18 protein-coding genes and 1 tRNA gene are annotated in these 20,913 nt (G+C 68.1%); 10 read left to right on the top strand and 9 right to left on the bottom strand.

All coding sequences use genetic code 11. The annotated features are described in order from the left end of the window. Positions 1 to 2 precede the first annotated feature (2 nt). The 3 genes from ACP4XC_RS19425 to ACP4XC_RS19415 are packed head-to-tail and all read left to right on the top strand — an operon-like array spanning position 3 to position 2,831. Entirely contained in the window at positions 3 to 875 is an 873-nt protein-coding gene (locus tag ACP4XC_RS19425; protein ID WP_427172334.1) for a 3-hydroxyacyl-CoA dehydrogenase family protein, read from the top strand. 27 nt (positions 876 to 902) lie between these two features. After that, positions 903 to 2,159 (top strand): FAD-dependent monooxygenase, encoded by a 1,257-nt coding sequence (locus ACP4XC_RS19420; protein WP_427172333.1) that lies wholly within the window; start codon positions 903 to 905, stop codon positions 2,157 to 2,159. Between the two features lie 54 nt (positions 2,160 to 2,213). Then, positions 2,214 to 2,831 carry a GNAT family N-acetyltransferase gene (locus ACP4XC_RS19415; protein WP_427172332.1) on the top strand — a complete coding sequence of 206 codons (618 nt, stop codon included), beginning with the start codon at positions 2,214 to 2,216 and terminating at the stop codon, positions 2,829 to 2,831. Between the two features lie 71 nt (positions 2,832 to 2,902). Here the strand turns inward: ACP4XC_RS19415 and ACP4XC_RS19410 are convergent, their stop codons facing one another. Beyond that, the gene (locus tag ACP4XC_RS19410) at positions 2,903 to 3,688 is read right to left on the bottom strand and encodes an SGNH/GDSL hydrolase family protein (RefSeq protein WP_427172331.1); all 786 of its coding nucleotides are present in this window, start codon (positions 3,686 to 3,688) and stop codon (positions 2,903 to 2,905) included. 185 nt (positions 3,689 to 3,873) lie between these two features. Between ACP4XC_RS19410 and ACP4XC_RS19405 the strand changes: the two genes are divergently transcribed. Beyond that, on the top strand, positions 3,874 to 4,584 hold the full coding sequence (locus ACP4XC_RS19405) for a tyrosine-protein phosphatase (RefSeq protein ID WP_427172330.1): 711 nt from the start codon (positions 3,874 to 3,876) through the stop codon (positions 4,582 to 4,584). A gap of 116 nt (positions 4,585 to 4,700) precedes the next feature. Here ACP4XC_RS19405 and ACP4XC_RS19400 read toward each other — a convergent pair whose 3' ends face one another. Continuing rightward, entirely contained in the window at positions 4,701 to 5,909 is a 1,209-nt protein-coding gene (locus tag ACP4XC_RS19400) for a globin domain-containing protein (protein ID WP_427172329.1), read from the bottom strand. A gap of 335 nt (positions 5,910 to 6,244) precedes the next feature. Then, on the bottom strand, positions 6,245 to 6,661 hold the full coding sequence (locus ACP4XC_RS19395; protein WP_427172328.1) for a PaaI family thioesterase: 417 nt from the start codon (positions 6,659 to 6,661) through the stop codon (positions 6,245 to 6,247). Between the two features lie 148 nt (positions 6,662 to 6,809). Here ACP4XC_RS19395 and paaZ point away from each other — a divergent pair, with 148 nt between their 5' ends. Next, a complete protein-coding gene (paaZ, locus tag ACP4XC_RS19390; RefSeq protein WP_427172327.1) occupies positions 6,810 to 8,921 on the top strand; it encodes a phenylacetic acid degradation bifunctional protein PaaZ in 2,112 nt (703 codons plus the stop codon). A 111-nt stretch (positions 8,922 to 9,032) separates the two neighbouring features. Here the strand turns inward: paaZ and ACP4XC_RS19385 are convergent, their stop codons facing one another. Continuing rightward, positions 9,033 to 9,620 carry an adenylate kinase gene (locus tag ACP4XC_RS19385; RefSeq protein WP_427175169.1) on the bottom strand — a complete coding sequence of 196 codons (588 nt, stop codon included), beginning with the start codon at positions 9,618 to 9,620 and terminating at the stop codon, positions 9,033 to 9,035. 302 nt (positions 9,621 to 9,922) lie between these two features. Here ACP4XC_RS19385 and ACP4XC_RS19380 point away from each other — a divergent pair, with 302 nt between their 5' ends. Further along, complete coding sequence (locus ACP4XC_RS19380) at positions 9,923 to 10,330, top strand: VOC family protein (RefSeq protein WP_427172326.1); 408 nt, start codon at positions 9,923 to 9,925, stop codon at positions 10,328 to 10,330. 87 nt (positions 10,331 to 10,417) lie between these two features. Here the strand turns inward: ACP4XC_RS19380 and ACP4XC_RS19375 are convergent, their stop codons facing one another. After that, positions 10,418 to 11,260: a DUF427 domain-containing protein gene (locus tag ACP4XC_RS19375; RefSeq protein ID WP_427172325.1), complete on the bottom strand. Its 843-nt coding sequence runs from the start codon at positions 11,258 to 11,260 to the stop codon at positions 10,418 to 10,420. A gap of 84 nt (positions 11,261 to 11,344) precedes the next feature. Beyond that, entirely contained in the window at positions 11,345 to 11,956 is a 612-nt protein-coding gene (locus ACP4XC_RS19370) for a TetR/AcrR family transcriptional regulator (RefSeq protein WP_427172324.1), read from the bottom strand. Between the two features lie 333 nt (positions 11,957 to 12,289). Here ACP4XC_RS19370 and ACP4XC_RS19365 point away from each other — a divergent pair. Continuing rightward, positions 12,290 to 12,362: transfer RNA gene (locus ACP4XC_RS19365), tRNA-Lys, on the top strand. Between the two features lie 5 nt (positions 12,363 to 12,367). Here the strand turns inward: ACP4XC_RS19365 and paaK are convergent. Both paaK and ACP4XC_RS19355 read right to left on the bottom strand, forming a co-directional pair. After that, positions 12,368 to 13,696, bottom strand: coding sequence for a phenylacetate--CoA ligase PaaK (gene paaK, locus ACP4XC_RS19360; protein ID WP_427172323.1), 1,329 nt, complete (start codon positions 13,694 to 13,696; stop codon positions 12,368 to 12,370). Between the two features lie 16 nt (positions 13,697 to 13,712). After that, positions 13,713 to 14,198, bottom strand: coding sequence for a hotdog fold thioesterase (locus tag ACP4XC_RS19355; protein WP_427172322.1), 486 nt, complete (start codon positions 14,196 to 14,198; stop codon positions 13,713 to 13,715). Between the two features lie 243 nt (positions 14,199 to 14,441). Here ACP4XC_RS19355 and pta point away from each other — a divergent pair, with 243 nt between their 5' ends. The 3 genes from pta to ACP4XC_RS19340 are packed head-to-tail and all read left to right on the top strand — an operon-like array spanning position 14,442 to position 18,363. Further along, positions 14,442 to 16,598 (top strand): phosphate acetyltransferase, encoded by a 2,157-nt coding sequence (gene pta / locus ACP4XC_RS19350; protein ID WP_427172321.1) that lies wholly within the window; start codon positions 14,442 to 14,444, stop codon positions 16,596 to 16,598. A 10-nt stretch (positions 16,599 to 16,608) separates the two neighbouring features. Continuing rightward, the gene (locus ACP4XC_RS19345) at positions 16,609 to 17,778 is read left to right on the top strand and encodes an acetate kinase (protein ID WP_427172320.1); all 1,170 of its coding nucleotides are present in this window, start codon (positions 16,609 to 16,611) and stop codon (positions 17,776 to 17,778) included. A 9-nt stretch (positions 17,779 to 17,787) separates the two neighbouring features. Next, complete coding sequence (locus ACP4XC_RS19340) at positions 17,788 to 18,363, top strand: GNAT family N-acetyltransferase (RefSeq protein ID WP_427172319.1); 576 nt, start codon at positions 17,788 to 17,790, stop codon at positions 18,361 to 18,363. On the opposite strand, the gene ACP4XC_RS19335 is transcribed toward ACP4XC_RS19340, so the two are convergent. Then, positions 18,347 to 20,893: a PEP/pyruvate-binding domain-containing protein gene (locus ACP4XC_RS19335; protein WP_427172318.1), complete on the bottom strand. Its 2,547-nt coding sequence runs from the start codon at positions 20,891 to 20,893 to the stop codon at positions 18,347 to 18,349. The two genes, ACP4XC_RS19340 and ACP4XC_RS19335, sit on opposite strands and share 17 nt — an antisense overlap. Positions 20,894 to 20,913: the final 20 nt, after the last annotated feature.

Raw genomic sequence — 20,913 nt, 5'->3', positions numbered from 1 at the left:
ACATGAGCAACTCCGCACTCCCAGCAAACCTTCCGGCGAAGGTCGGCGTCCTTGGCGGTGGCCGGATGGGCGCGGGCATCGCCCACGCGTTCCTGATCAAGGGAGCCGACGCCCTTGTGGTGGAACGCGATGAGGAATCGGCCGAGGCCGCCCGCGAACGCGTGGAGTCCGCTGCCGCCAAGAGCATTGAGCGCGGTGCCGTGGACGCCAACCTGGACGAGATGGTCTCGCGGCTCTCTGTCACCGTGGACTATGACGACTTCGCCGACCGGCAGTTGGTCATCGAGGCCGTCCCGGAGGATTGGGACCTCAAAGTCACCGCGCTGCAGGGCATCGAGGCCCGCCTTGCCCCCGATGCCTACCTCGCTTCCAACACCTCCTCGCTCTCGGTGGACGGACTGGCCCGCGAGTTGAAGCGCCCGCAGAACTTCCTCGGCCTGCACTTCTTCAACCCGGTGCCGGCCTCCACCCTCATCGAGGTGGTCCTCGGTAAGGAAACTTCCGCCGAACTCGCCGCCGCAGCGAGAGGCTGGACGGAAGCGCTGGGCAAGACCGCCGTCGTGGTTAACGACGCCCCCGGCTTCGCCTCCTCGCGGCTGGGCGTGGCCATCGCGCTCGAAGCGATGCGCATGGTGGAAGAGGGCGTGGCGTCCGCGGAGGACATCGACAACGCCATGGTCCTCGGCTATAAGCACCCCACCGGGCCACTCCGTACCACGGACATCGTGGGCCTGGACGTACGGCTGGGCATCGCGGAATACCTGCAGTCCACGCTGGGGGACCGGTTCGCGCCGCCGCAGATCCTCCGGGACAAGGTGGCCCGCGGGGAACTGGGCCGGAAGACCGGCAAGGGTTTCTTCGACTGGACCGCCTGACCTGCCAACCCGGCAGCGAGGGGCGTCATGAACACCGCGCGTCGGCCTTCCGCAGTGATTGTGGGTGCCGGGATCGGCGGCCTGTGCGCCGCCCTCGCGTTGCGCGGGATCGGCTGGGACGCCACCGTGCTGGAACGCCGCGACAGGATGGCCGACGGCGGGTCCGGCATTTCGCTGTGGCCCAACGCCATGCGCGTCCTGGAGCGCCTGGGCGTGGCCGATCAGCTTGCGGACCTGGCCGCCCCGCTGTCCGCGGATGGCGGCCTGCGGACGCCGTCAGGGCGTTGGCTGACCCGGGCCCGGCCGGGAGATGCGCCGCTCATCGAGGTCGTCCTGTTGCACCGCGCCGATCTGCACTCCGTGTTGCGCGCCGCGCTGCCCGAGGGCTGCGTCCGCGCCGGAGTCGCCGTGGACGGGCTGACGGGGTTCGCTGCGGGCCAAGGGCAGTCCGAGGCCCAAGCACAGCCGGAGGCGCTGGCGCAGTCCGGGGCCCCAGCGGAGCCGGAGGGCAAAGCCTCGGCGCCCGTCAAGGAACCCCTGCGGGTCCTGGCCAGCGGGGCAGCGGGACGGTTCGAGTTGGCGGCGGACCTGGTGATTGCCGCCGACGGCGTGCACAGCACGCTTCGGTCGCTGATCTTCCCGTCCTCGGCCCCGCCGGTGTACAGCGGTCACACGACCTGGCGGGGCATCACTCCTGCCGGCGCGGTGGATGTGGCCGGCGGCGGCGAGACCTGGGGCAGCGGCGTGAAATTCGGCCATCTTCCGTTGCGTGACCAGCAGGTTTATTGGTTCGCGGAACGGAACGCTCCCCGTGGCGGCCGGAATGAGGACGAGCGGGCGGCATTGCTGGACACCTTCACTGGCTGGCACGCGCCCATCGGCGAGCTTATCCGGGCAACCCCGCCGCAGCGGATCCTCAGGCTGGATGTTGAGTATCTTCCGGACCTCCCCAGCTACGTCCGCGGCGCCGCCGCCCTTCTGGGGGATGCTGCGCATGCCATGACTCCGGACCTCGGCCAGGGCGGGTGCCAGGCCATCGAGGACGCCGCCGTGCTCGCCGCCCACCTGGCCGGCGCTGCGGACGTCCCCGCCGCACTGCTCCGCTATGACCAGGACCGCCGCGCCCGGACCCAGGCCATTGCCCGTTCCGCGCGCCGGATGGGAAAGTTCAGCCAACTGAGCAATCCCGCGGCCGTGGCGCTGCGGAACACGGCCATCCGCCTGACGCCGGCACGCGCCGCCTTGAGACCCCTCCAAAGGATCAGCAACTGGACGCCGCCGTAGAGCCGCCGCCGCTTCGCACACCCTGGCTCAGCGCACGATAGCTAGGATGGTGCGATGGCTGCCATGGAACCCCTCACGCTCACCGGAAAATACGTCGTCCTCGAGCCTCTGAGCCACGGCCATCACGACGCCCTGGTGGAGGCGGTCCGCGATGGTCAACTGTGGAAGCTCTGGTACACCTCCGTCCCCGCGCCGGAGGAGATGGGCGCGGAGATCGACCGCCGCCTGGCCCTGCAGGAGCAAGGCTCCATGGTGCCTTTCACCACGCGGCTCATCGACCAGGTCACCGGGGCACCCGGCCGGGTGATCGGCATGACCACCTATATGAACATCGACGCCGCGACGCCGAGGGTGGAGATCGGTTCCACGTGGAATGCGGCGTCCTCCCAGGGCACAGGCACCAACCCGGATTCGAAGCTGCTGCTGCTTCGTCACGCCTTCGAGTCCCTGGGATGCCCCGCCGTGGAGTTCCGCACACACCTGCTCAACCACCAGTCCCGCGAGGCGATCGCCCGGCTCGGCGCCAAGCAGGACGGGGTTCTGCGCAGCCATTCGCGGACCAGGGACGGCGTGCTCCGGGACACCGTGGTGTATTCGATCCTGAAGCACGAGTGGCCCATGGTCCGCGCCGGCCTGGAGTTCAGGCTCGCCAAGCTGCGCTCGCCCCGCTAGAGACGCGCCCCGCTAGAGACGCGCCGCGCTAGAGACGCGCCGCGCTAGAGACGCGCCCCGCTAGACACCCTTTAGAACACCCCCGCGCCAAGCAGCGCGCTGTAGTACGCCCGGTAGCCCGCGGCGTTGGGGTGGAAGTCGTCCGGGGTGGGCGTGCCCAGCGGGGTGTAGTTGACCCACGGGTCCAGGGATCCGATGCCGTGGCCGGTGAAGGCCGCGGACACGTCCACGTACTGCGCGCCGGTGCCCATTGCGGCGGCGAAGATGGAGCCGTTCAGGCCATCGACAAAGAGGTTCGCCTGGTCCGGAAAGCCTGGCGCGGGCGCGAACAGATGCGGATAGCCGGTCACCACAATCTTCGCGTTCGGAGCAGCTGCCTTGACGGCAAGGATCATGCTGGCCACCCGCGAGGTCAGCTCGCCGCTGCTGATGAGGGTCTGGGCGGACGCGATGGCCTGCAGGCACGCGGGACTGCCCAGGCTGGCACCGCACAGCACCATGATCGTCCCCACATCCAGGTCATTGCCGCCGGCGGTGATCGTCACGAGTTCGGTGCTGGGGTTGAGGCGGCCCAGTTCCGTGGACACCACTTCCGCGGTGGTCTTGCCGCTGCACGCCGCATTGGTGATGAGCTTGACGTCCTTTTCCGCGTCAGCGAGCCCCGCGTAGCTGTTCTCGCTGCGGTAGCACAGGTCCAGATAATCACCGGCGCCCTGACCCGCGGCATACGAGTCGCCAAGAGCCACATATGTGGTCTTGACAGTCGCTTGGGCAGGGCCGGCGGAGGCCCCCATGATCATGGCCACCGTGGCGAGACCGGCAGCCAGCGCCGAGCTCCGGCGTCGTGGTTTCAACATTTCCAATGTGTTCCCCTTTTCATGCGTGACGCCGCCATAGGTGGACGCGGCGTGCCGCCCGGAAGAATGAGACCTGCGAAAGACGGGCGCCCTGCCACCCTACGCCCCCGCCCCGCGCGGATCCCGGGCCGATGGTCCCGTCTTGGGGCGTGTACCGCGGCCCGGCCGTGTGGTTAGCTTTCGGGGTGGACAAGTTTGGGACGGCCGTGGGGTGGGACGGCGCCGTGAACGCCTGGCGCGTCGCCGGGGACGTTTACCGCATGGGACGCCGGGAATGGGTCACCGAGGCAGGGTGGCGGCAGGCGTACGACGACGGCGTCCGCACCGTGATCGACCTCCGTAACGCAGTGGAACAGGGCCGCCGGGACACCGATCCCGAGGTGGGCGAGGACGCATTGGCGGCGTTCCGCGTGGTGCACGCCCCCACCGAAGATCCCGACCATCCCGAGTTCAAGGCCCTCTGCGTTCCCTACCTCAATGATCCGGACTGCTACGCGGACAACGCCCGGATGTTCCCCGAAAAGCTGGTGGCCGTCTTCAAGGCCGTGGCGGTCTCCCGTGGCGGGGTGGTGATCCACTGCTCGGCCGGGCGCGACCGCAGCGGCATGATCGCCGCGATGCTTCAGGACCTGGCCGGGGGCAGCGACCATGACATCGTGGTTGCCTATCAGCTGGCCATGCGTGGCATCAACGAACGGCACCGGACAGCCGCCACACCCCACCCACACGAACGGTACCTGTCCGAGGAAAAGCTTGCGCCGCTGTTGGAGAAACGGGGCCTTGGCGCCCTGGAATTCGTCCGACGCCTCGATACCCGCAGCTACCTGCTGCGTCACGGAGTCACGGGCGCGGAGTTGAGAGCCATCCTGTCCCGGCTGGGCGCCAGGGTGGCGTAGCAAAGTTCGAACTCCCGGCGGCGGTCCCGCCGCTGCCTGCCCGGTCCCGCCGACTACCCGGTCCCGCCGCTGCCACTGGCCGCCGCCCACCTACCTGGCTGCTGCCAACCGCCTGGCTACTGAAAATCGGCCAGCCAAAGGTCCGGGCCAAAGACCTCATATTGGATGTCCCTGGCCGGTACGCCCCGGGTCACGAGGGCGCTCCGGACCGACTGGAGGAAGGGCAGCGGGCCGCAGAGGTAGTACTCGGCGTCGTCCGGCAAATCCAGGGAGCTTAGGTCCATAAAGCCTGAGAACTCGGATTCGCCGGGCTCCCGGCCCTCCGTCGGGTTGAGGAACCAGGTGGTCAATGAAGCGTCCGTCAGCTGAGCGAGGTCCTGGCTCACCTGCTCCCGGAGCGGGAACGAAGCGGCGCTGTCATCGGCGTGCAGGAGCATCACCCGCCGCTGCGAGCCCGACTTCACCAGGTGGGAGAGCATTCCGGCCATCGGCGTGATGCCGATCCCAGCGCTGGCCAGGACCACGGGACGGTCTGTGTACTCCAGCACCACGTCGCCGAATGGCGCCGAGAGCACCACCTCGTCGCCCACCTGGACTTCGTTGTGGAGCAGGTTGGACATCTCGCCGTCCGGGGTGGCGAGCCCGTGAACCCTCTTGACGGCGAACTGCCGGTGCTTGCCGTCGTCGGCCTTGGTGAGGCTGTATTGCCGGGGCTGGTGCACGCCGTCGTGCATCACCATCTTGATGGTCACATACTGCCCTGGCAGGGACGGCTTGACGTCGCGCTCATCGGTTCGTTCCACCACAAAGGTGACCACGTCGTCGGTCTCCTGGATCTTCTGGGCCACCCGCCAGGTCCGCCAAATGGTTTCCGGCGAGAGGTGCACGGCGTTGTAGAGCCCGCGTTCCTTGTTGATGAGCATGTTGGCCATCAGCCAGTACACCTCATCCCAGGCGGCAGCCACCTCGGGGGTGACGGCGTCGCCCAGCACATCCACGATGGCCCACATCAGATTGTCGTGGACAATCTCGTACTGGTCCGGGCTGAGCCCAAGCGAGACGTGCTTGTGGGCCACCCGCGAGAGGAGGTGGTCCGGGAGCTGATCCGGCTTATCCACCAGGTAGCCTGCGAACGCGGCGATGGATCCAGCCAGCGCCTGTTGTTGCCGGCCATCGGCCTGGTTTCCCCGGTTGAACAGCCCATCCAGAAGGTCCGGCCGTGCCTCGAACATGTGTTGGTAGAACCGCTTGGCAATCTCCTCAATGTGCTCGCCCACCACAGGCAGCGTTTCCTTGATGACGGGCAGGGAGGTGTCTGAGAGCATGACGGATTCCTTCCGGAGGGACCGGTTATTTCCAAGCGGTTTTGCGAGACTCAGCCTTGCCAATCTAACAGCCTGGGCCGTGGGCATTCCGGGTCGATCGGCCCTACGTCAGCGGGTGAGCTCGGTGTACGCGAGCCCGGGCGACCCCGAGCTCGCCGGAAACGTGCGGGGTCGCCGTACCGCTACGGCGACCCCGCAGGCTCCCGGCGACCCCGGTGCAAACCCGCCCCGCGACGCCCACGCCCGCCCCCGCGCAGACGCCCCCCGACGCCCGCCCCCGCGCAGACGCCCCCCGACGGCCGCTCCCGACGGCCGCCCACGCCCGCCCCGCAGCCTCAGTTCTTCCGGTCCAGGAGGAGGTTGGTGATCCGCAGGGTGCACAGCCGCTGCCCGGCCTCGTTGGTGATCAGCACCTCGTGGGTGGTGAGGGTCCCGCCCAGGTGGATGGGGGTGGCGGTGATGGTGATGGTTCCCTCGCGCGCGGATTTGTGGTGCGTGGCCGAGACATCCACGCCCACCGCGGTCTTGCCCAGCGTGCTTGCGTGGATCACGGCCGCCCAGGAGCCCACAGCCTCACCCACGGCCAGGGAGGCTCCGCCGTGCAGGAGTCCAAAGGACTGCCGGTTGCCTTCCACGGGCATGGTGGCCACCACCCGCTGCACGGACTCCTCGACGATTTTCACGCCCATCTTCTCGTCGAGTTCGCCCAGGGTGATCTTCCAGAGCTCGGCATTGTGGGTTTCGGCCGTCATGGCCCCTCCTTGGCTAGTGTCTTGGCTAGTGTGCTTTGGCTAGTGTGCAGCCGGGCACCTTCATGTACTGTAGACATATTACCGAACGGACGGTCAGTAATACTCTGGCCGCGTTGATCTTGCCCCGCGTTGGAAGGACCCGTCAACGATGACCACCACTGCAACTGCTCCCGCACCCACAGTAGACACTGTTGAGACCGTCCCGAGTTTCGTCCAGGATGCCTGGTGGACGCCCGACGCCGGGGCGGCGGCTTCCGCGGTCCCCGTCCTGGACGCCAGCACGGGCGAACTCCTGGCCAAGGTGAGCACGGAGGGCCTGGACCTTGCCGCCGTCGTGGAGTACGGCCGCACCACCGGCCAAACGGAACTCGGCCGGTTCACCTTCCACCAGCGCGCGCTGAAGCTCAAGGAGCTGGCGCAGTACCTCAACGGCCGCCGGGAGGAGTTCTACGCACTCTCCGCCCAGACCGGCGCCACGAAGATCGACTCGATGGTGGACATCGACGGCGGCATCGGCGTGCTGTTCACTTTCGGCTCCAAGGGCCGCCGTGAACTGCCCAACTCGCAGGTGGTGGTGGACGGCCCCATGGAGGTCCTGTCCAAGGACGGCTCCTTCGCCGGTGAGCACATCTACACGCGCATCCCCGGCGTCGCCGTGCAGATCAACGCCTTCAACTTCCCGGTCTGGGGCATGCTGGAGAAGCTGGCGCCAGCGTTCATCGCCGGCGTTCCCACCATCGTCAAGCCCGCCACCCCCACCGGCTACGTGGCCGCGGCCGTGGTGAAGGCGATCGTGGAATCAGGCATCCTGCCCAAGGGCTCGCTGCAACTGATCTCCGGCTCCGCCCGCACCATCCTGGACCACCTGGATTACCGGGACATGGTGGCCTTCACCGGCTCCGCGTCCACGGCCAACGCGCTGAAGTCACACGCCAACGTGGTCAAGGGCGGCGTGCGCTTCACCTCCGAAACCGACTCCCTCAACGCCGCCATCCTGGGCCCGGACGCCGTGAAGGGCACCCCCGAATTCGACGCCTTCATCAAGTCCGTGGTCACCGAGATGACGGTCAAGGCAGGCCAGAAGTGCACCTCCATCCGGCGCACCATCGTGCCCCGGGAACTGGTGTCCGACGTCGTTGCCGCGGTGGGTGCCCGCATCCAGGAACGCGTGGTGCTGGGTGACCCCCGCGCCGAGGGCGTCACCATGGGCGCGCTGGCCTCCCTCGAGCAGCTGGCCGATGTCCGTGCCGCCGTCCAGTCCATGCTCGACGCCGGCGGCGAACTGGCGTACGGCACCCTCGATTCACCCAAGGTGACCAGCAAGGACGGCGGAGTGGGCGTCGTCGAACGCGGCGCGTTTATGTCTCCGGTGCTGCTGACCTGGGCGGACGCCGAGGCCGAGCAGGTCCACTCCCTGGAGGCCTTCGGCCCGGTGTCATCCGTGATCGGCTACACCGACCTCGCCGACGCCGTTCGCCTCGCCGCCCGCGGCGGGGGCTCGCTGGTCGCCTCGGTCTGCACCAACGATCCCGAGGTGGCGCGCGAGCTCGTCACCGGGATCGCGGCGCACCACGGCCGTGTGCTGATGCTCAACCGCGAGGACGCCCGCAGCTCCACCGGCCACGGCTCTCCCGTTCCGCACCTGGTTCACGGCGGCCCCGGACGCGCCGGCGGCGGTGAGGAACTGGGCGGCATCCGCTCGGTGATGCACCACATGCAGCGCACCGCCATCCAGGGCTCACCCAACATGCTCACGGCCGTCACCGGCGTCTGGCACACGGGCTCGGACCGGAACTTCACGGTGGAGACCGAATCCACGCACCCGTTCCGGAAGTCGCTGAAGACCCTGCGGATTGGCGACGCCGTCCGCTCCGATCTGCGCCAGGTCACCCTCGAGGACATCACCGCGTTCGCCAACTCCACCGGGGACACGTTCTACGCGCACACCAACCAGGAAGCGGCGGCGGCCAACCCGTTCTTCCCCGGCATCGTGGCGCACGGCTACCTGCTCCTCGCCTGGGGCGCCGGGCTGTTCGTGGAGCCCGCACCGGGCCCCGTCCTGGCCAACTACGGGCTGGAAAACCTGCGCTTCATCACCCCCGTGGCAGCGGGAGACTCCATCCGGGTCACCCTGACGGCCAAGAAGATCACACCGCGTGAAACCGACGAGTACGGCGAGGTTGCCTGGGACGCCGTCCTGACCAACCAGAACGACGAAATCGTGGCCACGTACGACGTCCTGACGCTGGTCGAAAAGTAGGGGCCGCTTCCCGGCCGGTCGACGCACCCCGCAGACGCTCCCTCACCAGTGAGGGAGCGTCTGCGCTTAAGGTCCGAATGCGGACCGAGCTTTCCAGGGAGTGGCGGGGGACTAGCGTCCGCTGGCCACCGAGGCGGGGACGGGGTTGCCGATGGCGCCCATCACCCTGTCGGTGACGTCGCCGATCCCGCCGATGCCGTCCACGCGGGTCAGGATGCCGCGTTCGGCATACCTGGCCACCACGGCCTCGGTCTGCTGGTGGTACAGGTCAAGCCGGTGCCGGATCACGGCTTCGGTGTCGTCGCTCCGGCCGGTTTCCTTGGCACGGCCCAGCAGGCGGCTGACCAGTTCCTCGTCGTCCGCGGTCAACTGCAGGACAACGTCCAGCTGCTGCCCGCCGTTGGCGAGGATCGCGTCAAGGTAGTCCACCTGCGCAGTGGTGCGCGGATAGCCGTCGAGGAGGAAGCCGCCGTCGACGTCCTCCTCGCTGAGCCGGCTGCGCACCATCTTGTTGGTCACGGCGTCCGGAACAAAATCTCCGTTATCCATGTACTTCCGGGCCTCGATGCCCAGCGGTGTCTCACCCTTGACGTTCGCGCGGAAGATGTCGCCGGTGGAGATCGCAACAACGCCGAGGCGATCGGAAATCCGTTCAGCCTGGGTTCCCTTGCCGGAACCGGGCGGGCCAATAATCAGCATTCTGGTCATAAAAGTATTCCTTCGTTGTGTCGTTTCTTCAGGCCGTTGTCCAGGTCAGTTGGTATGCCTGAATCAGCCCTCTCGTCGTGACCACAGGCCGGGGCTCCAGAGGTTGCCGGGGAGCCTGAGAGTAGAGTACGACGGCGGGAGGCCCCGCCGTCGTCCACCGGGCCTTCTGTGCTGCTACCGGTAGCTACGGTGCAGTGGGCGGTCATTCGCGGCCGTGTTTTACGGCCTCGCGAGGTTCGTAAGATCTTTCCGGGTCCTCCCGGCGTAAAATATGCACCGTAGGAGGTGGCGAAATGACCCTAGTATTGAACACAGCCACAACCGTTCTGCCCGTTGATGATAAAGAGCGTGCCCGTCGTTTCTACGCGGAAACCCTTGGGCTCCCACATCGTGGCGTGGCGGATGACGGAAGCGAACTGTTTGGCAGCGAAGGCGGCCCCATGCTGCAGTTGATGCCCGTGAAGGATGGCAAGCACTCCGAGCACACCACCCTCAGCTTCGAGGTCCGCGACATCGAACGCACCGTGGACGAGATGGAGGCAAGGGGAGTCCGGTTCCAGGACTACGATCTCCCGGACCTCAAGACCGACCACCACATTTGCTCCACCCAGTCGGAGAAGTGCGCCTGGTTCATGGACACGGAGAACAACATCCTCTGCATCCACGAGAACCTCGGACAGCAGGCCGAATATCAGCTCTAGGTGAGGGACCGGTTTAGCGTGCCGGCCCGGGCTCAGAGCGAGGAGACTGGCGCCCCGGCTCAGCGGGGCGCCTTTTCCATGCCCGGCCTAGGGCCACGCCGCAGACCACGGCGTCACGGGTCGCTCCTGGCGCACGCCGTCCACGGTCAGGTCCACGCGTTCATTGAAGAAGCACATCAGCCCGTGGATCTGCGCGGCGTCAAGGAACCGCTGGTCGTAGCTCCAGGCGATGTTGCGTCCGGTTTCGGCGAGCGGATAGGTCCAGTAGCTTGCGGTCCCTTTGTAGGGGCACACCGTCTTGGTGGTGCTGGGCTCCAGCAGGTCCAGCCGCACGTCCGCCATGGGGATGTAGTAACGCACCGGGAGCATGGTTTCGTACAACAGCTGCGCGCCGGTGGTCTCGGCGAGCGTGACGTCGCCGAGCCGCACCTCCACCGGCACCGAGGAGGCGCGGATGTCCACCCGGTGGAACGGGTCCCGGGGGTGGCCAATGATCTCCTCGTCGTCCTCCATCCACTCAAAACTGTTGAAATCGAGGACCACGTAACCGGCCAGGTCAGGGTCGTCGGGCCGGAATGCTGCCCGGGTCGCCGTGGCCTCCGGGGTCACCACATCCAGTTCCTCGCCGGGCGAGGTGTGTTTGCCGAAGCCTGTCCGGGGATCGAATCCGGGCCCCGCGCCCAGGGGCAGGCTCACGCTGAGCTCCTCCGCTTTGTGGTCTGCCGGTGTGGGCGCCGCAAGCTCCGCATGGAGTTCGTCCTCGGGCACGGCGAAGACGGGCGTAATCCTTCGCGGCTCCCAGACCAGGTAGGCATTGAGGGTGTCCACCACGGGCTGCCCGGCGAGGGACGCCCGCACCCTCTTGGCGGTCGGTTCATAACGCAGTTGCGGGAAAGCTCCCGAGAGTACCCGCGACAGTCTGGTGGCCATGCTCCAAGAGTGGCGGCCGTGCCGCGGGCCGTCAATGAGTTTGGCGCGTCAATTCCGGGGGTCTCGCCATGGCAGGCAGGCGGGTCAGTCCGCGCCGGGGACGTGGAGACCCTTGAACGCCATGGTGATGACGTCGTCGGCCAGCTTTTCCGGGGAGAGTGAGCCGCCCGGCTTGTACCATTCGACGATCGAGTTGATGGTGCCGAACAGCAACCGGGTGACGGTGCGGGGATCGATGTCCTTGCGGAGGGAGCCTTCGTCCCTGGCCGCGGAGATCAGCTCTGCCACCTTGTGGTCAAAGGCGCGACGGCGTTCCATGGCGTCGCGCTCGATGTCCGTGTTGCCCCGGAGGCGCAGCAGTAGCGTGACGAACGGGAGCCGTTCCACCAGCACCGAGACGGTCTGCCGCAGCACGAACTCCAGCCGGGCCTCGGCGGTGCCGGTCTGGGCCCGCGGCTCCTCCAGGATGGCCTCGAGGCCGCCCAGGGCCTGGTCCAGCGCCAGCTTCAGGAGGTCGCCCTTGGAGGGCACATGGTGGTAGATGGCGGACTTGGAAATGCCCAGGTTCTCGGCGAGGATGCCCATGGACGTGGCGTCGTAGCCGTGCCGGTTGAAGACTTCGACGGCGATCTGCAGAACAGACTGCTGGTCGTAGCCGGGGCGGCCGCGCTTGGTGGGGACATCGGTTGTGGACATACCGGCTATTTTCTCACGAACGTTCGGTCAAGCGGCGCAAATCCGCCGCAACACCCCTTGAATCGGCGCCCGGCCGGTGCTAAATAGGTTATGTCAGGGGAGTGGATCGGACAGTATTCAAGGGTGCGGCCGTGCGGGGACGCGGCTGGACCCGAAGAGCCGGGACGGGATCCGGGCAAGTGAAGCCTGCATGCCGGGCGTTCGCCCGCGAGGGCCGCCACGCGCATCTCGCGCACGGCAGCAGCGCCCAGGAGGCGTCCCGCAAAGGATGGTCCCCGGCCGTAACGGCCGGGGACCATCCCCATTGGAACCAGTCCCCGCCATCGGGTCGAGGCACCTGTAGCTCAGTTGGTAGAGCAGTGGACTTTTAATCCTCGGGTCGTGGGTTCGAGTCCCACCGGGTGCACTCCGTTAGCCCTTGGGGCGCAGGTCGTAGATCCGGCGCAGTTTGCCGTTTGAACGCTCCAGGGAGCCGGGCTCCACCACGTCCACCGTGCAGGAGGATCCCACGTGGATCTTGATCTGCTGCTGCAGGGTCCTGGCCGCTGCCGTGGTGCCCTCAACGGTCACCGATTCCCGGCGTTCGATCTTGACGGTGAGTTGGTCCATGCGCTGGCCTTCGGGGCGGGTGAGCTCCAGCTGGAAGTGCGGGCTGAGCTCGGGGATGCGCAGGGCGATCTCCTCGATCTGGGACGGGAAAAGGTTCACGCCGCGCAGGATGATCATGTCGTCGCTGCGCCCGGTGATGCGGCCCATGCGGCGGTGCGCGGGGCGTGCGGTGCCGGGCAGCAGGCGGGTGAGGTCCTTGGTGCGGTAGCGGATGATGGGTAGAGCCTCCTTGGTGAGGGAGGTGAACACCAGCTCGCCGGGTTCGCCGTCGCCCAGCACCTTGGTGGGGTCAAACGCGTCGATGATTTCCGGGCGGAAGTGGTCCTCCCAGATGTGGCTTCCGTCCTGCGTTTCCACGGCCTCGCCGGCAACGCCGGGACCCATGACCTCGGACAGGCCGTAAATGTCGCAGGCCTTGAGGTTCATGGTCACTTCGAGCTCGTGGCGCATCTCCTCGGTCCACGGCTCGGCACCCAGCACGGCATACTTGAGCGAGGTGGAGGCCGGGTCGATTCCCTGCTTCATCATCGCGTCGGCGATGGTCAGCAGGTAGGTGGGGGTGGCCAGGATCGCGTCCGGCTGGAAGTCCTGGATCAGGGTAATCTGGCGTTCGGTCTGGCCGCCGGAGATCGGGATGACGGTGCAGCCCAGGGCCTCGGCGCCAGCGTGTGCGCCCATGCCGCCGGTGAACAGGCCGTAGCCGTAGGCGTTGTGGACCTTCATGCCGGGGCGCACGCCGGAAGCCCGCAGCGAACGTGCCACGAGCTTGGCCCAGTCTGCGAGGTCCTTTTTGGTGTAGCCCACCACAGTGGCGCGGCCGGTGGTGCCGGAGCTCGCGTGGATCCGGGCCACCTCGCTCTGCGGCACGGCGAACATGCCGAAGGGGTACTCCAGCCGCAGGTCCTCCTTGGTGGTGAAGGGAAACTTGCCCAGGTCGGAGAGCTCGCGCAGGTCCGTGGGGTGCACGCCGGCCTCATCGAACTTGCGCTTGTAGAGGGGCACGCGGTCGTACGCGTAAGCGACGGTGTGCTGGAGGCGGGAGAGCTGCAGCGCCTCAAGCTCGTCGCGGGAAATGGTTTCTTCGCGGTCCAGGACGGCATCACTGGGGGCGGCGACGGTGCTTTGAGTCATCTGTGTTCTCTGATTTCTATTTCTTGGAGATGGTGCGGCTGCGGCCGCGGAACTCGGCGATGAGCTCGCCCGGAAGGGGATCTGCGGGTGTGGCGTCCGCGGGGGACAGGCCAGGGGCGCCGGGGTCGGCGGCGTAGATCTGGATGTCGTACAGGCCGGTGCGGCCAGCGTGGGCGCGGCGGTTCGCGACGGCGGTGATCACCTGGCCCCGGTAGGCCGGCTTGAGGAAGTTGATGTCGACGCCGGCGGCCACGGTGATGGTGCCCTCCTCGCCCTGCCCGGGGGTGGCGGGGTTGCAGGCGAGGGCGAACGCGGTGTCACCGAAGGCGAAGATCATTCCGCCATGGGCCATGCCAAAGCCGTTGAGCATCTCCTGCCGGAGCGTCATGCGGATGGTGGCGTGCCCGTCCTCAACCTTGAGCACCTCGATGCCCATCCACTCGGACGCGTAGTCGTCCTTGAGGATCTGGTGGGTTGCACCGGGAATGGTCAGTTCAGCCATGCGTCATTGCCTCCAGCTTTATTTACCGAATGTTCATTAGGTAATCCCATGTGGGTGCCTTCTGTCAAGAGCTGGCCCCGAATCCGCGCTCCGAAACAGGGTGCGGCTCCCCGAAAATAGGCCCCTGAGCAGCACCGTCCCCGCCGGCGTGGCGGTGAACACCCGCGGGTGATCCCGCAACCCCGCCAGGAAGTGAAAGTATGGTGGAACGGAGAACCATCACGTCACCACTAAGGGCGGACCATGGCCAAGGGAATTTACGTCAGTGCGACCACTCCGGGTTCCGGAAAGTCGCTCGTAGCGCTGGGACTCGCGGACGCGCTGCACCGGCACGCGGACCGGATCGGGTTCTTCAAACCCGTGGTCCACGGCACCAGTGCCGCGGCGGATCCCATGGTTGCCCTGATGAAGTCCAGGTTCGATCTTGACGATGACCGCTGCCGCGGCGGGCTCACCTTCGCCGAGGTCCGCCGCCTCCTGGCCGAAGGGAACCGGGCGGAAATCGACGCCCGCTGCGTGGAGATCTTCGCCGAGATGTCCCGCCACTGCGACGTGGTGATCGTGGAGGGAACCGACCTCACCGGCCAGGACGCCGCCGTCGAATTCGACCTCAATGCCCGCCTGGCCAACAACCTTGCCGCCTCCGTGGTGGCGGTGGTGGGCGCGAAGGGCCGCACCGTGGATGAGGCGGCGGACGCCGTCGAGGTGGCCCGGAAGGAACTCGCGGCCGAGCGCTGCAGCCTGCTGGCCATCATGGTGAACCGCGCCGATCCGAAGGATGTGGACGCCATTGCCGCCGCCCTGAAGCCCGGCGCCAGCGGGCGTCCGGTGTATATCTTCCCGGAGCTGGAGGACATTGCCCGGCCCACCACCGGGGAGGTGGCCACCGCCCTCGGCATCCGCCAGGTGGCCGGCCGCCAGGACATGGAACGCGACGTTCGCTCCATCAAGGTGGCGGCCATGAACGTGGCCAACTTCCTGCACGTGCTCGACGACGGCGCGCTGGTGATCGTCCCGGGCGACCGCGCCGATGTGATGGTGGCGTGCCTGGCGTCCTCCTTCTCGCCGGAGTTCCCGGTGCCCTCGGCGCTGATCCTCACCGGCGGCCTGGCCCCGGAGCCGAACATCTACTCGATGCTGGCGCAGGCGCCGTTCCCCGTGTTCGCCGGCCCGGACGACACCTACACCACCGCCAAGCAGGTCTCCGAGGTGCGCAGCGAGATCTGGTCCGGGCACCGCCGCAAGGTGGCCTCGGCCCTGGGCCTGTGGGCCAAGCGCGTGGACGAGGCCGAGCTCGTGGAACGCCTGCACCTGCCGCGGCTGGAGCGGATGACACCCCTGCGCTTCCTGCACGACCTCATTGAGCGCGCCCGCTCCCAGCGCCGGCACATCGTGCTCCCCGAAGGCACGGACGTGCGCATCCTGCGGGCCGCCGAGATCCTGCACCGCCGGGACGTCTGCGACCTCACGGTGCTGGGCAACGAGTCCGAGGTCCGGGAGCTGGCATCCACCCAGGGCATCGACCTCAACGGGATCAGCATCATCGATCCGGCCACCTCGGAGCTGCGGCAGGAGTTTGCGCAGAAGTACGCGGAACTGCGCGCGCACAAGGGCGTGGACCTGGCCAAGGCGTTGGAGGTCATGCTGGACGGCAGCTACTTCGGCACCATGATGGTCCAGCTGGGCGTGGTGGACGGCATGGTCTCCGGCGCCGCACACACCACGGCCCACACCATCCGCCCGGCGCTGGAGTTCGTGAAGACCCGCCCGGGCGTCAAGCTGGTCTCCTCCGTGTTCCTGATGCTGATGCCGGACCGGGTGCTGGTGTACGGGGACTGCGCGGTGAACCCGGAACCGAACGTGGAGCAGCTGGCGGACATCGCCCTGGCCTCGGCGGAAACGGCCGCCCAGTTCGGGGTGCAGCCGCGCGTGGCCATGCTCTCCTACTCCACCGGCGGCTCCGGCGCGGGCGAGGCCGTGGACGCGGTGCGGCAGGCCACCGAACTGGTCAAGTCCCGCCGGCCGGACCTGGCCGTGGAGGGACCCATCCAGTACGACGCCGCCGTGGACGCCGCCATCGCCGAGTCCAAGATGCCCGGCTCCACCGTGGCCGGGCAGGCCACCGTGTTCATTTTCCCGGACCTGAACACCGGCAACAACACCTACAAGGCGGTGCAGCAGTCCTCCGGTGCGGTCGCCGTCGGGCCCGTCCTGCAGGGCCTCCGCAAGCCGGTGAACGATCTCTCCCGCGGCTGCACGGTGGAGGACATCGTGAACACCGTGGCCATCACCGCCATCCAGGCCCAGTCGGTCCCGGCCCACTCCGCGCCCGCTCAGTCCGGCGCCGCCGGCGCCCCCGCGTCCGAAGCCCTCGCCCCGTCCGTTGAAGCCAAGGCCTAGGAGGCCCTCCATGCTCGTGCTTGTCATCAACTCCGGCTCGTCCTCGCTCAAGTACCAGGTGCGGGACGTGGCTTCCCACAGCGTGCTCACCGAGGGGCTGATCGAGAAGATCGGGATGGGCAACGGCGGTGAGGGCGACGGCGAGATCGAGGGCCCGCGGGACCACGCCGAGGCGCTGGAACAGGTGGACGCCGCCATCCACAAAGTGCTCGGCGACCGGGAACTGGATGCCGTGGGGCACCGGGTGGTGCACGGCGGGGAGCGCTTCGCGGAGCCGGTGCTGGTGAACAACGAGATCACCCGGGCCATAGAGCGGCTCAACCCGCTGGCCCCGCTGCACAACCCGGCCAACGTCCTGGGCATCCGGGCCATCACCAGGAAGTGGCCGGACCTGCCGCAGGTGGCCGTGTTCGACACCGCCTTCCACCGCACCCTGCCCGAGCACGCCTGGCGCTACGCCGTGCCGGACTCGCTCTACACCAACCACGGGATCCGCCGCTACGGCTTCCACGGCACCTCGCACGAATACGTGGCGCACCAGGCGGCCGCGCTGCTGGACCTCCCGGTGGAGGAGTTCGACGCCGTGATCGCCCACCTGGGCAACGGCGCCTCCGTCACGGCGATCCGCGGCGGCAAGTCCGTGGACACCTCCATGGGCTTCACCCCGCTGGAGGGCCTGGTGATGGGCACCCGGTCGGGCGACCTGGACCCCTCCATCCTGGTGTTCCTGGGCCGCGCCGGCTGGTCCCCGGAGGACATCGACACCATGCTCAACCGCGAGTCCGGGCTCAAGGGCCTGGCCGGCAACAACGACATGCGCTCCGTGGTGGAGGCCTCCGAAGCGGGGGACCCCAAGGCGGCCATGGCGCTCGCCGTTGCGTCCTACCGGCTGGCCAAGTACATCGGCGGCTACCACGTGGCGGTGGGCGGGGCCAAGGCACTGGTGTTCACGGCCGGCATCGGGGAAAACTCGCACCAGTTCCGCACCCTCGTGGCGGAGCGGCTCGGCGCCCTGGGCGTAGAGCTCGACGCCGGGTTGAACCTCATGCGGTCCAAGGAACCCCGCGTGATTTCCACCCCGGAATCCGTCATCCCCGTCCTGGTGGTCCCCACCGACGAGGAGCGCGCCATCGCGGAGGCAACCGCCGCCGTCGTCAGCCATTCATCGGTCGATGCGTAGCCCGGCCGAATGCCACGCATAATGCTGCCCATCCGCACGGAGCGCCTGGTGCTGCGGCGCTTCGAGGCCGCGGATCTTGATGCCTTCCACGCCTACCACTCGCTGCCGGAGACGGCCCGCTTCCTGCCCGGCGACGCCAAGAGCTACACGGAGTGCATGGAGCGGGTGGGGAAGTACGCCAACTTCGAGTTCGACAAGGAGGGCGACTGGGTGGCCCTGGCCATCGAAGCCGCCGACTCGCCCGGGCTGATCGGCGAGGTGGTGCTCAAGTGGCTGCCCGGGGACGGCCAGGGCGAGGTGGGCTGGAGCTTGGCCCCGGAGGCGAGGGGTCACGGCTATGCCACCGAGGCCGCCGAAGCCATGCTGAAGCTTGGCTTCGAGGAGCTCGGCTTCCACCGGATCGACGCCAAGCTGGACGCCCTGAACACGGCTTCGGCGGCCATCTGCGAGCGCCTGGGCATGCGGCTGGAGGCCACCCACGTGGACAAGTGGCGCTACAAGGGACAGTGGGCCACGGAGCTCGTGTACGCCATGGTCTGCAGCGAGTGGCAGGACCGCGTCGGAGGCTCTACGGCGCTTCGGTGACCAGCCCGGTGTTGCCGTTGACCGTGACGCGCTGCCCGTCCCTCAGCACGGCCGTGGCGTTGCGCGTTCCCATCACTGCGGGAATGCCGTATTCACGGGCCACGATTGCGGCGTGGGAGCCGGCTCCGCCCGCATCCACCACCACGGCGGCGGCGCGCTGGAACAGCGGCGTCCACGACGGGTTGGTGTAGGGGCAGACGAGGATCTCACCGCTGCGAAGCTCGCCGAAGTCGGCCGGTCCGCGGATGATGCGCACAGTTCCAGTGGCGGTTCCGCGGCTGGCTCCGGTTCCGGCCACGAGTCCGTCCCCCTGCCGTTTCCGGTCCGCGAACAGGACATCCAAGTCCACCACCGGAGTCCCTGCCAGCTCCTGGCGCTTCGCGGACCTGGCCGTGACGGTCGCGCGGAGCCGGTCCCGCTCCCGGGACGGGAGTGTGCCCGGATCGGCCACGGCCAGGAGTTCCTCGTAGCGCAGATGGAAGACGTCGTGGCCCTGGTCCACAATCCCCGCCGTTCGCAGCCGTTCGCCCATCTCCAGAAGCGCCCGGCGCAGCGGGGGAAGCAGCATGGTGATGTAGAAGTGGGTGTCTTCGCGGAACGCCATGCCGGCCTTGGAATCATCCACCGCGGTGAGGACCTGGCGCCGCAGCCAGGGGTTGCGCAATGCCGGGTGGCTACCGAGTTCGCGCAGGGCGTCCCCGGTCTGGTCGGCGGTCCGGCCCTGCTGGCCCAGGAGCACCTTCACCAGTCCCAGGATCACGTCCGGCGTCTCGGACCACGTGGGTGCGCTGCTCAGCACCGCGCTGGTGGATTCGCGGTGCCCGTACTCGCTGAGGAAGTCCCGGAAGGCGCCGGCGAAGTCCGCGTACCGGGAATCGCCGCTCAGCCGGGGCAACAGCTCCGCCGCGGGCAGCGCTTCGAAAAGGCGCCTCAGGCCTTCGTCGGAGCGGACCAGGCCGGCCAGGCGTTCGAGTTCCCGGTTCGCGTCGGTGGTGCGGCTCTGGCCCCCCGCGATCAGTGCCGGGCCAAGCCGCTGCTTTCCCAGGAGCAGCAGCAAAGGCCAGAGCCTGAGCTGTGAGACCAGAAGCCCGGGCAGATAGGACACTCGCAGGGCGGTTATCGGCTGGAACGCCTCGAAGATGTGCTGCACATGCGCCGTGAGCTGCGGCCAGGGGAGCTCCCGCGGATCAACGCGGTTGATCATGCCGATCTCGGCCAGGAACTTGGCGAGCCGCGCATCGCCCTTCCACCGCGCCAGTTTGAAGCGCTTGGCCCGGGAGGCCACTGCGGCGGGAGCGGCCAGGACCCGCAGGGTGGGCCGGGGGACGGGCGGAACCAGCGTGAGGACCACCCCGTCCTCTTCGGGCAGCACCTGGTCATGCGAGGGAAAGTCCACGCCCACGCTGGCTGCCATGTCCCTGAGCATGATCAGCACGGCCTGCTCGAGCCAGCCCGATACGTCCAGCGGATAGGGGCGCTGGTTGAACATTTCGGCGAAGAACGGACCCAGTTTCTTTTGGAAGGCGTTGAGCCGGACCGGTTCGCGGGGCAGCGCCGTCATGGGGCGCGCCTGCAGCAGATGCACGCTGCCGCCGTTGACGGCCCATTCCATGTCCTGCGGAACACCGAAGTGCGCCACGGCTCGGCGTGAGATGCCGGCCAGCGCGGCCAGTTGTCGTTTGGTCAGGGACGGCCCGGATTGTGGCTCGCCGCTGGTCTCGGTGGTCCCGCCGCCGGGCGCGGAACGGATGAGAGCCTCGTGGCCGCCCGGGGTCCATTCCTTGAGGCGGCCGCGGGGGCTGAGGACGTAGTGTTCGGGGGTGACCAGCCCGGAGACCACTGCTTCGCCCAGACCCGGGCTGGCGTCCACCACAATGCAGTCCCGCCGTCCCGTCACCGGGTCGGCGCTGAACATGACCCCGGCAACGTCGGCATCCACCATTTTCTGGATCACGACGGCGATCGCGACGTCTTCCGCCGGGATGCCCCGGCGGGTGCGGTAGGAGATGGCACGGTCCGTCCAGAGGGAAGCCCAGCAGTCTTTGACCGAGCGCAGCAGGGCGTCCTCGCCCACAACGTTCAAAAACGTGTCCTGCTGGCCGGCGAAGGCGGCGCCCGGGAGGTCCTCGGCTGTGGCGCTGGACCGGACCGCCACCGGTCCTCCGCCGGCCTGCCGGTACGCGGCGGTGATGGCATCGCGCAGGGACTCCGGCATGGGAGTTGCCGCGAAGGCTTCCCGGATCCTCAATCCTTCGGCCCCGGTTTCCAGCAGCCCGGCTAGCGTGGCGCCCAGCCCGGTGTCCTCCAGCATGGCGGCGTAGGCGGCCGTGGTGATGACGAAACCGGGCGGGACCGGGAACCCGGCCCGGACCAGTTCACCCAGGTTGGCACCCTTGCCGCCGGCCAGGGCCACATCCGCGGCCCCGAATTCGGCCAGCGGCCCGGTGAGCGCGCCCGGGAGCGGCGCGGTGAGTGCCCCGGCGCGCGCCCCCGCGGGCCGGGGCCGCCGTCGTCCAAACCTTTTGCCCATACCCGGAGTATTGCAGACGA

The sequence above is a fragment of the Arthrobacter sp. 92 genome (assembly GCF_050260325.1).
Lineage (GTDB): Bacteria > Actinomycetota > Actinomycetes > Actinomycetales > Micrococcaceae > Arthrobacter.
This window is presented reverse-complemented; position numbering and strand designations above follow the sequence as displayed.